This window comes from Arthrobacter sp. YAF16 (assembly GCF_052113385.1).
Lineage (GTDB): Bacteria > Actinomycetota > Actinomycetes > Actinomycetales > Micrococcaceae > Arthrobacter.
This window is the reverse complement of sequence record NZ_JBFRDC010000009.1, coordinates 122,256-132,441: the sequence shown is the minus strand read 5'-3', so window position 1 is coordinate 132,441 and position 10,186 is coordinate 122,256. Positions and strand designations below refer to the sequence as shown.

12 protein-coding genes are annotated in these 10,186 nt (G+C 67.0%); 4 read left to right on the top strand and 8 right to left on the bottom strand.

The window, feature by feature from the left end; translation table 11 throughout:
• Positions 1-371: 371 nt before the first annotated feature.
• Genes rpsN through rpmB form a run of 3 tightly spaced genes read right to left on the bottom strand, consistent with a single transcriptional unit; the run spans position 372 to position 1,085 of the window.
• On the bottom strand, positions 372-677 hold the full coding sequence (gene rpsN / locus AB4Y91_RS15405; protein ID WP_043485315.1) for a 30S ribosomal protein S14: 306 nt from the start codon (positions 675-677) through the stop codon (positions 372-374).
• Positions 678-681: 4 nt separating this feature from the next.
• Complete coding sequence (gene rpmG / locus AB4Y91_RS15400; RefSeq protein ID WP_056737121.1) at positions 682-849, bottom strand: 50S ribosomal protein L33; 168 nt, start codon at positions 847-849, stop codon at positions 682-684.
• Positions 849-1,085: a 50S ribosomal protein L28 gene (gene rpmB, locus AB4Y91_RS15395; protein WP_011693744.1), complete on the bottom strand. Its 237-nt coding sequence runs from the start codon at positions 1,083-1,085 to the stop codon at positions 849-851. Before rpmB ends, rpmG begins: the two co-directional genes overlap by 1 nt.
• A gap of 473 nt (positions 1,086-1,558) precedes the next feature.
• Between rpmB and AB4Y91_RS15390 the strand changes: the two genes are divergently transcribed.
• The 3 genes from AB4Y91_RS15390 to AB4Y91_RS15380 are packed head-to-tail and all read left to right on the top strand — an operon-like array spanning position 1,559 to position 4,285.
• Entirely contained in the window at positions 1,559-3,001 is a 1,443-nt protein-coding gene (locus AB4Y91_RS15390; protein ID WP_441419303.1) for a ferredoxin reductase family protein, read from the top strand.
• Complete coding sequence (locus tag AB4Y91_RS15385; protein ID WP_441419302.1) at positions 2,998-3,495, top strand: FMN-binding protein; 498 nt, start codon at positions 2,998-3,000, stop codon at positions 3,493-3,495. The genes AB4Y91_RS15390 and AB4Y91_RS15385 overlap by 4 nt, the downstream gene beginning before the upstream one ends.
• Positions 3,479-4,285 carry an FAD:protein FMN transferase gene (locus tag AB4Y91_RS15380; RefSeq protein ID WP_441419301.1) on the top strand — a complete coding sequence of 269 codons (807 nt, stop codon included), beginning with the start codon at positions 3,479-3,481 and terminating at the stop codon, positions 4,283-4,285. The genes AB4Y91_RS15385 and AB4Y91_RS15380 overlap by 17 nt, the downstream gene beginning before the upstream one ends.
• A 51-nt stretch (positions 4,286-4,336) precedes the next feature.
• Here AB4Y91_RS15380 and AB4Y91_RS15375 read toward each other — a convergent pair whose 3' ends face one another.
• Genes AB4Y91_RS15375 through AB4Y91_RS15360 form a run of 4 tightly spaced genes read right to left on the bottom strand, consistent with a single transcriptional unit; the run spans position 4,337 to position 8,969 of the window.
• Positions 4,337-5,749 carry a GH1 family beta-glucosidase gene (locus AB4Y91_RS15375; RefSeq protein ID WP_441419300.1) on the bottom strand — a complete coding sequence of 471 codons (1,413 nt, stop codon included), beginning with the start codon at positions 5,747-5,749 and terminating at the stop codon, positions 4,337-4,339.
• 50 nt (positions 5,750-5,799) lie between these two features.
• A complete protein-coding gene (locus AB4Y91_RS15370; RefSeq protein ID WP_441419299.1) occupies positions 5,800-6,561 on the bottom strand; it encodes an SGNH/GDSL hydrolase family protein in 762 nt (253 codons plus the stop codon).
• Between the two features lie 56 nt (positions 6,562-6,617).
• Positions 6,618-8,435, bottom strand: a complete 1,818-nt coding sequence (gene glsA, locus AB4Y91_RS15365; RefSeq protein ID WP_441419298.1) for a glutaminase A — start codon at positions 8,433-8,435, stop codon at positions 6,618-6,620.
• A 45-nt stretch (positions 8,436-8,480) separates the two neighbouring features.
• Positions 8,481-8,969, bottom strand: coding sequence for a MarR family winged helix-turn-helix transcriptional regulator (locus AB4Y91_RS15360; RefSeq protein WP_441419297.1), 489 nt, complete (start codon positions 8,967-8,969; stop codon positions 8,481-8,483).
• Positions 8,970-9,060: 91 nt separating this feature from the next.
• Between AB4Y91_RS15360 and AB4Y91_RS15355 the strand changes: the two genes are divergently transcribed.
• Positions 9,061-9,348 carry a YciI family protein gene (locus tag AB4Y91_RS15355; protein ID WP_441419296.1) on the top strand — a complete coding sequence of 96 codons (288 nt, stop codon included), beginning with the start codon at positions 9,061-9,063 and terminating at the stop codon, positions 9,346-9,348.
• Position 9,349: 1 nt separating this feature from the next.
• On the opposite strand, the gene AB4Y91_RS15350 is transcribed toward AB4Y91_RS15355, so the two are convergent.
• Positions 9,350-10,174, bottom strand: a complete 825-nt coding sequence (locus AB4Y91_RS15350; RefSeq protein WP_441419295.1) for an SGNH/GDSL hydrolase family protein — start codon at positions 10,172-10,174, stop codon at positions 9,350-9,352.
• Positions 10,175-10,186: the final 12 nt, after the last annotated feature.

Here is a 10,186-nt window from a genome sequence, read left to right as displayed (position 1 = left end):
GCGCCATTTTCCAGGCCGTTTATCAGGGGGTCGGTCGCTATCTTTCCGCTTCAGCGGCGGCGACTCGAACTACTTTACACACCAACCCGACCCCATACAAATCGGCCCCCGCAAGCACCTCCCCGCGCCACAAACCCCGGAAATCCGCGCCAAACCGGCCCGCGGGGCGCGGGAAGTCGAGGTCCGGCATCCAAAGTCGTCGGTGTGGGCTCCGTCACCGGGCCACGCGTGGTGCCGACACCGTGGGCGGCGGTGGGCGGAGGCCGAGGGACGAGGAGCCGGCGTGCGCAACACCGGCTTAAACGCAAGAAGGGCCGGCAACCATTTGGTTGCCGGCCCTTCTTCAAGCCACTGGCTTCAGGAGTGCTGAATTACCAGGAAGACTTCGTGATGCCCGGGAGCTCACCGCGGTGAGCCATGTCGCGGAAGCGAACACGGGAGATACCGAACTTCTGGAACGTGCCGCGGGGGCGGCCGTCGATGATGTCGCGGTTACGCAGGCGGACCGGCGAGGCGTTGCGGGGCAGCTTCTGCAGGCCGAGGCGTGCAGCTTCGCGTGCTTCGTCGGTTGAGTTGGGGTCAACCAGAGCCTTCTTCAGTTCGAGGCGCTTTGCAGCGTAACGCTCGACGATGACTTTACGCTGTTCGTTCTTAGCGATCATTGACTTCTTAGCCATGTGTTTAGCGCTCCTCTCGGAATTCGACGTGCTGGCGGATTTTGGGATCGTACTTCCGCAGGACCATGCGGTCCGGGTCGTTACGACGGTTCTTGCGCGTCACGTAGGTGTAACCCGTGCCCGCGGTCGACTTGAGCTTGATGATCGGACGTACGTCCTTGTCCTTTGCCACTAGAGCTTCACTCCTCGTGCCAGGATGGCGGCGACGACTACGTCAATGCCGCGTACGTCGATGGTCTTGATGCCACGTGCAGAGACCTGCAGGGTGACATTACGGCGCAGGGACGGAACCCAGTAGCGCTTCTTCTGGATGTTCGGGTCGAACCGGCGCTTGTTGCGGCGGTGCGAGTGCGAAATGCTGTGTCCAAAGCCCGGCTCGGCTCCGGTCACCTGGCAGTGTGCTGCCATGACGACTCTCCTAATGAAAATAATATGAAACGGCTGGCGGAGTTCCGCATAGCCGTGCGATCGGCGGCGTCCGCAGCCAGCCCCACCCGCGTTCCGCAGCAGTCCGACAGCCGGCTGAACCGGCTGCAGTCCTCACTGCGGCGAAGATTGTGGGTCACAGGCACCGGGCGGCGATAACCAAAAGGAATCACTGCGAAGTGCCGGGATACTGGGCGAATACAGGAGTGCACGCAACTTGAGCCCCTAACTACCGGCCACCGGGAGTGCCTGATTCCTCAGCCATTTCCGCCAACCGGAGCAATTGCACACGCTCCGCGCCACCTAGCGCCTACCAAGTCTACGAGCTTGGCGAATTAAAGACCAATCCGGGCCCGCAGGGTGTATAAGCGGCGGCCGTCCCCGCGCAGGCAAGTCACATCAGCGGCGCAGTCCTTTCACAGCAAAATGAAAGGCAACGGGCAGATTCTGGATTCATGAACACACCAACCCAGACTGCCTTGCAGCCCGCGGCCCGACGGGCGCCTGCCGCCGGCAACCCCTTCAAGGGGCAGTACCGCAAACGGCTGTTCAAGGCAGACCTGCTCACCGTGATCGCATGGGCGTCGGTGGCCGGTGCCGTGGCGTTGTGGCTGGCCGACGGCGGCGTCGCCGGATTCTCAAGCGTCGCCGGAGCGTTCACGGCGATGGGGATCGTCGCGGGGCTCGCCGGGATGGACCTGGTGCTGCTCATGCTGCTCCTCGCCGCACGCCTCCCCGTCATCGACGGGGCTGTTGGCCATGACCGCGCCCTTGAATTCCACCGAAAACTCGGCAAGCCGTCCCTGTACCTACTGCTGGCGCACGGCGTTCTGATCGCGCTCGGCTACGGGCTGGCAGAGGGGCTTGACCCGATCAGCGAGTCAGTGGCCCTGTGGGTCAAGGTCCCCGACATGTGGCTGGCGTTCGTGTCCATGGCACTTTTTATCGCCGTCGTCGTCACCTCCCTGGTCGCCGTCCGCCGTCGGTTTCCCTATGAGTTCTGGTATGTCGTCCATCTGCTGACCTACGCCGCCGTGCTGACCTCACTGCCGCACCAGTTCAGCGTCGGTGGACTCTTCGCCGAAGGCACCTGGCAGCGCTGGTATTGGCTTGCGATCTGCATCGCGACGGGCGCCGCGCTGCTGCATTACCGGGTTCTCGAGCCCATTGTCGCCACGGTCCGGCATCAGCTGCGGGTAAGCCGGGTGGTGGCCGCCGGTCACGGCGTGGTCAGCATCGAAATGACGGGCCGGCATCTCGACGAGCTGGCCGGCAGCGGTGGACGGTTCTTCATCTGGCGCTTTCTCGCCCCGGGGCAGTGGTGGCACCCGCACCCGTTCAGCCTTTCCGCTGAGCCCTTGCAGTTCGACGCCGACGGCGGTGGCCGGCTGCGGATTACGGTCCGGAACCTTGGCAGGGGCTCCGCGAGCCTGGCCCGGCTGAAGCCCGGTACCCGGGTGGCGATCGAAGGCCCGTACGGGCTCTTCAGCACCGCCGCCCGCAGCCGGCAGCACGTTGTGATGATTGGTGCCGGCATCGGCATCACCCCCATCCGCGCCCTGCTGGAGAGCACTCCGTTCGCGCCGGGCGATGCGACCGTGATCCTCCGCGGCCACAGCCGGTCCGGTCTGTACCTCGGCGATGAAATCCTCGAGCTCTGCCAACGCCGTGGCGCGACCTTATTCCATCTGACCGGGCGCCGGCCGCGGGGCGTCCAAACCTGGCAACCGGAAACCGAAGCTCGCTCCGGTTACCGGCTGGCGAGCTACGCACCAAACCTCGCCGACGCAGACGTCTACGTCTGCGGCCCCGCGGACTGGGCAAGAAACGTCCTGGATGACGCGCGCCGGGCGGGCGTGCGGGAAGAGCAACTCCACTACGAAAGGTTCGACTGGTGAGAATTCGCGCAGTAGTTTCAGCGACCCTGGCCTCGGTCGGGATCCTTGTGGCCGGCTGGCAGTCGGGAGCGCATGTAGCGAACACGGCCAGCGCCGTCGGCACCACGGCGGGCACCACCGGGTCGGGCTCGAGCGGTTCGACCGGGAGTTCCGCGCCGTCCTCCGGAGCCACGGGAACCACGGGTTCCTCCAGCTCGACCGGCGCGGCAGCGAAGGCCGGAGGAACCTTTACCGGCGACGTCGTGCAGACCCGCTTCGGTCCGGTCCAGGTGCAAATCACCGTCAGCGGCGGCACCATCTCGGATGTCACCGCACTCCAACTCACCGACGACGGCGGCCGGTCGGTACAGATCAGCAACTACGCCGCACCCCTGCTGCGCGCTGAGGTGCTCCAGGCCCAGTCGGCCAACGTGCAGACCATCAGCGGAGCCACCGTCACCAGTGATGCTTACCTGACCTCGCTCCAGGCGGCCCTCGATGCAGCCCACGTCTGAGCTGGTCCGGCCGGAGCTGAAGGCCAAGACCTTCCGGTGCATGGGGACGGTCGTCAGCCTTACCGTTCCCCTCGGACCAGAGGACTGGACGGCGGACGCCGAAGCGGCGCTGGCGGAGGCCGCCGGCGTCGTCGAACAGCGTTTCGGGGAACTCGACGCCCGCTTCAGCCTTTACCGGCCCGGTTCCGAGGCCAGCAGGCTGGCGGCCGGGGAGCTCTCGCTGCGGGAGGCCTCGCAGGAACTCCGGGACTGCTACGCCGACGCGGCCGAATGGCGCCTCCAGACGGAGGGCGCGTTCACGCCGGAACGTCCGGACGGAGTGCCGGACCTTTCCGGGCTGGTGAAAGGGCTCGCGATCAAGGAAGCGGGGGCCCTCTTGCAGTCACGGGGGCTGGCCGACTGGTGCCTGAACGCCGGCGGTGACGTGTTGGTGGCCGGTTCACCCATCGTGGGCAGCCGGGCGGCGTGGCAGGTCGGCGTCGTGGATCCGCAGGACCGCACGACCCTGATCGCCGCTTACCCGTTGGGCGGCAGCACCGGCATCGGGGCCCTGGCCACCTCCGGCTCCGCCGAACGAGGTGACCACATCTGGACCCGCGGCTCCGGCGTCAGCGAGTTCAGCCAAGTCTCGGTCGCCGCGGCGGACATTCTCACCGCCGATGTGCTCGCGACCGCCATCGTGGCGGGCGGGGTCCGCATGCTCAACCGGGCGACGAGCGGCTGGGACGTTGAGGTGCTCGCCATTCGGACCGACGGGGGCATCCTCGCGACGCCGGGGTTCCGCGCCTGACGTGGGTTCGGCGCGGGCGCTCCCCCCACCCGTCGCTGTTGACCGGGCCGGCTACCCGCCCGCGGCTGGCAGCGCGTTCGACGCCGCAACACGCGAGTACCAAAGACCGCTCGCCTTGGGGATGCGGCGCTGCGTCTCGTAGTCCACCCGGACCAACCCGAAGCGCTGGTGATAGCCGAAGGCCCATTCGAAGTTGTCCAGCAGGGACCATGCGAAATATCCGCGGACGTCCACGCCGTCCGCCAGTGACTCGTGGACTGCCCGCAGATGTTGATCGAAGAACGCCAGCCGTGCCTGGTCATCCACGAAGCCATCTGCGTCCGGAACGTCTTCGAAGGCGGCGCCGTTTTCCGTGATGTAGATCGGGACCCCGGCCGGCCCGGTGTATTCACGCTGCAGCCGGTTCAGCAGCCGGCGGAGGCCCTCGGGCTGTATTTCCCAGCCCATTCCGGTGACAGGCAGTCCGCGGGGCACCTGCCGGACGCCGTCGGCCGCGACCAAGGGCGACGCGGGAGCTCCTCCGGCCGGTCCGGGGTGCGGCGCCGGATCCTTGGTGAATGCGTCCCCGTGGTAGTAGTTGACGCCCAGCAGATCGAGGGGCTGCGAAATGATGTCGAGATCCCCGGGCCGGACGACCTCGGCCATGCCGAGGTGGGCCACGTCGGCAAGCACATCGGCCGGGTATTCACCCCGGAACAGCGGGTCCAGGAACATCCGGTTCGACTGTCCGTCAACTCTCCGGGCGGCGTCGAGGTCCCCATCCCGGCCCGGGTCGGCCGGATCGGCCACCGTCAGGTTCAACGTGATTCCCAGGGTCGCCTCAGGATCCTGCCGGCGGAGCGCGCGGACGGCCAAGCCATGGCCCAGCAGCAGGTGGTGGACCGCCGCGAGCGCCGCGGCGGGGTCCTGCCGTCCGGGGGCGTGGATGCCCGCAGCATAGCCGAGGAAGGCCGAGACCCAGGGCTCGTTGAGCGTGGTCCAGATCCGGACCCGGTCACCGAGGGCCTCGTGCATCACCGCGGCATAGTCGGCAAAGCGCTCAGCCGTTTCCCGCGCGGCCCAGCCGCCCTTGTCCTCCAGCGCCTGCGGCAGGTCCCAGTGGTACAGCGTGATCCAGGGCGTGATGCCCGCAGCGAGCAGTTGATCGACCAGCCGCGAGTAAAACGCGATGCCCTCGGGGTTCGGCGTCACACCGTCGGGCATGCAGCGGGCCCAGGAGATGGAGAAGCGGTAGGCGGCCAGGTTCAGGTCCCGCATGAGCCCGACGTCCTGGGCCGAACGGTGGTAGTGGTCGCAGGCGACATCGCCGTTGTGCGCATCCGCGACCGCCCCGGGCACGCGGCAGAAGACGTCCCAGATGGATTCCCCGCGGCCTCCCTCGTGGGCGGCTCCCTCGATTTGGTAGGCCGCGGTGGCAGCACCCCACAGGAAGCCGGCAGGAAAGGTGAGGGGGCTGCTGTTCATCCTGTTACTGCTCCTTGGGGCGGGAGGGCGTCGGGCCAGAGGGCGTCGTACTAGAGACGGGTGAGCTGAGGATACCGCGGCGAGAGGCCGTCGCCGGAGGACTTGCCGGTGACCCGGCGCACCACCCAGGGCCCGGCGAACTCGCGCACCCAGCGGGCATTCGCACGGAGCGCCTCGGAGCGGCTGAGCTCCGGGACCGGCGTCATCGGCGGCACATCGATCGAGTGGTCGTGCTCCAGCACGGTGAGGACGCGCCTGGCCATGTTGGCATGGCCGGCAGCGGACATGTGCATCCGGTCGGTCGCCCACATGCCCCAGTCGTAGTACTCGTTGAAGCGCCAGTAGTCCACCAGCAGGGCATCGTGGTCTCCGGCGATGCCGCGGACAAGTTCGTTGTAGATGGCGGTCCGCCCCCGCATGGTCCCGAAGACTTTGGAGCCGCGCGCGTCGAAACCGGTAAACATCACCACGGTGGCACCGGTGGCCTTCAGTTTCCGGATGCCGGCGTCGTATTCCACCAGCAGGTCATCGATGTCGATCTTGGGACGGAGGATGTCATTCGCGCCGGCGTAGATGCTCACCAGGGTGGGTTTGAGTGCGACTGCGGCGTCCACCTGTTCGGCCATGATCTGGCGGAGCTTCCTCCCGCGGATGGCGAGGTTGGCGTAGCCGAAGCCCGGGTCGGCCGCGCCCAGCTGCTCTGCCACCCTGTCGGCCCAGCCCCGCACGCCGTTGGGGCGGGCCGGGTGGTCGTCGCCGACGCCTTCGGTAAAGGAGTCTCCGAGTGCAACGTAGCGGGCTGTGAAATCCATGGATTCAGTCTGCCAGAGCCCCCTGGGTGGGTCACACCGGGGAATCGCCGCAGCTGCTACTCGCGGATCCGGACCGCCGTTTCTCGCAGGTACTGCTCCACCCGGGTGTAAGCATCCCGGGTCAGGGCTTTCCACAAGGCAATGGCCAGGCGAGGGTCGGCGGCTTCCAGCTCGGCGATCGCCTCCACACTGAGCACCATGACCTCTACCGGCCCCACTGCCCGGACGGTGGTTTCCTGCCGGTTGCCGCTGCCCAGCGCCAGTTCGCCAAAGGTCATCCCGGCGCTGAGGGTGTTCAGCTTGACCCGGTCCGCGGTGGGCCCGGGCGACGTGCTGCTGACTTTTCCGGAGGTGATGAAGTAGACCCCGCCGAACCGCAAACCGACACGCCGGATTACGTCGCCGTCGCCATAGGATTTCGGCGTCATCAGCGCTTCCAGCGCCGCCGCCTCCGCTTCCTCCAGGGGCGCCAGCGCGGGCGAGGCGGTGACGGGAACGTGGTCCGGGATCAGCAGATGGTCCCCGTGGCGCTCCAGCAGGCGGTTTTCGCAGTATTCGACGGCGGCGCTCCGTGTTGTGAAGGACGGAACCGGGCGCTCGCTTGACGTTGCCAGGGCTTCGGTGACCGACCCGTCCGCCTCAACCAGCACCAGGTCGCGCCCGGCGTCGGCCATCCCCTGCCTCATTCTGGCCAGCGTACGCACTGCGACCTCGCTGACTTGGTCCGTGCGCCGCATGTCCAGGATCACCAGCTCGACGTCGTCGGCCAGGCCGCTGACCTCACGCACCATGGATTCAGTCCCGGCGAAGAGAAGGTCGCCGTTGAGTTCGATCACCCGGGCCCGGTGGCCGTGGGCACGCAGGACATCGGCGGCCTCGTCGTTGCGGCGGATGCCCGAGGGTGTTTCGGTAACGTCGTAGGCGGCGAGGATGGCGGACCGGCCCGCCCGGGCCGCCCGGACGAAGTGGAGTTCCATGTCGCGGGAGAGTCGCTGCGCGGTGGCCAGCCCGCGGACGCTGCTGCCGTGCTCATCCAGCGGCGGTGAGTAGACCGCCAGGCCCACCTGGCCGGGCAGCACGGCGATGATGCCGCCCGCTACCCCGCTCTTGCCCGGCATCCCCACGCTGCTGATCCAGGCGCCGGCGTCGTCGTACATGCCAGAGGTCATCATGACGGACAGCACTCGCTCCACCGGCCCGATCTCAAGCACCTGTTTGCCGCTGAGCGGGTTCCGGCCGCCGTTGGCCAGCGTGGCCGCCATGATCGAGAGGTCGAAGCAGTTGACCAGGACCGAGCACTGCCGGAAGTAGTCCTGCAGAACCGGTGTCGGGTCGTCTTCGATGATGTTGAAGGAGCGAAGCAGGTAGGCGAGGGCTGTATTGCGGTGGCCGTGTTTGAGCTCGGATTCGTAGACCTGCTCGTTGACCGAGAGCTGACGGCCTGCGAACCCGGAGTACGTGCTGAGTATCCGTTTGAACCCGGACTGCCCGCCTGATCCCCTAATCAGGGAGGTGGCAGTGAGGGCCCCGGCGTTGATCATCGCGTTGGCAGGCCGCCCTGTCCCTTCGGCGAGGGAGATCTCGTTGAAGGAATCACCTGACGGTTCCACGTCGACCTTGGCATCCACGGCCTCGGCGCCAAGGTCCTCGAGTGCCAGTCCGTAGGTGAAGGGCTTGGAGATGGACTGGATAGTGAATTCCTCGCGGGTGTCACCGATTTCGTACACCTTGCCGTCAACGGTCGCGAGGGCGATACCGAAGTTGTCCGGATCCACGTTGGCCATGGCCGGAATGGTGCTGTAAGGCTTGCCGTCCTTGAGCAGCGAGATCTCGGCGTGGATCTGGCGGAGATAGCTGTCGATCGGCGATTCCATAATGCCAAGACTAGGGGACACCGGGCCGCTGGCCGCCCCCGGGTCTCAGGCCCGTTTGTTCTCCCGCAGGATCCAGTGGCCGGCGTCGAGCCGGGACACGATCTTTTCGCCGATACGGGCCAAGGCCGCGATGTCGTCCGGATCGAGTGCGTCCAGGAACAGTGCGCGGACCGCTTCGACATGACCCGGGGCGAGCCCCTCGATGGTGGCCATGCCGGCCTCGGTGAGGTGTGCCGTGGTCACGCGGGCGTCGCCGGGGTGCGGCCGGCGTTCCAGCCATCCGCGGTTCTGCAGTTTGGTGACCACGTGCGAGAGCCGGGACAGCGAGGCGCTGGTGCGCGCCGCGAGTTCGCTCATCGGCAGGTACCGGCCCTCGGCTTCGGAGAGCATGGCCAGGACGTTGTAGTCGAACAGGGAGAGTTTCCCGGCCGCATGCAGCTGCGTGTCCAGCGCGGCGGGCAACAGCGTGTTGATGCTCAGCTGGGCCAGCCAGGCGCGGCGTTCGTCGGCATTGAGCCAGCGCGGTTCGGTCATGGCTCCATTCTAGGAGCCTCGATGCTTGACGGTTCAACATCGGGCCGGTTTTGGTTCCTGCCTTCTTGCCGCCCGGCGGTAGGCTGGCGCTATGTACGTAGTCTCCCTGACCTACAAGGTGCCCGAAGAGATCGTCGACTTCCACCTGCCGGCGCACGTCGCCTGGCTGCAGGACGCGTTCGACCGCGGCGTCTTTATGGTGGCAGGCCGCAAGATCCCCCGCACCGGCGGCCTCCTGCTGTCCAACGCGGACCGCGCCGACTTGGACGCGGCACTGTCCAAGGACCCCTTCTACGTCAACGGCGTGGCCGACTTCGACGTCGAAGAGTTCCACGCCAGCCGTGTCGCCCCCGGGTACGAAAACCTGCTGGACAGCTAGCTCAGCCGGCCAGCAGCTTTTTCAGCCCGCCTTTGCGCGGGACTCTCACCGGGTCCGGCCAGCGCGGCTTGAGCTCATCCCCCAGCGTGACGCCGCGCAGCTTGCGGCCAAAGAGGGGAAGCACCCAGTCGTGCACCCAGCGGCGCTGCCGGCGTTCCCAGTCCCGGAGCCCGAGCCGGTCCGGCGGCCCCCATTCCTTGGGGCTGATGTTGTGCGGCACGCCGAGCTGGTCCAGGACCTGCGCGGCAAGGTATTTGTGGCCGGCCTTGGACATGTGGAGCCGGTCCGCATCCCACATCCGCGGGTCGTGGAAGGCATCAAAGCACCAGTAGTCCACCAACACCGCACCGTACCAGGCAGCCAGCTCCCGGACGCGCCGGTTGTATAGGGCGTTGCGCCGCTTCAGCGGCTCCAGCAGCACCGAGACCTTCACGTCAAAGCCCGTGAACAGCACCACCGTGGCTCCGCTGGCGGCCAGCTTCGCCACCAGGAATTCGTAATCATCCATCAGGTCTTCGATGTCCGTTCCGAAGTCCAGGATGTCGTTGCCGCCGGCGTACAGGGTCACCAGGGTCGGTTCCATGGCAAGCGCCGGTTCCAGCTGCTCGCCGATGATGTGGCGAAGCCGTTTGCTCCGGATGGCGAGATTGGCGTACTCCCAGCCCGGCTCCGCCTTCGCCAGCTTCTCCGCAACCCGGTCCGCCCAGCCGCGGACCCCGTTGGGCAGGCGCTTGCTGTGGTCCCCCACGCCCTCGGTGAACGAGTCCCCCAGGGCGACGAAGAGCCGCCGTCCATGAGTGCCCGGGGCTGGAAGGTTCTCGGCCATGGCGCCACGGTA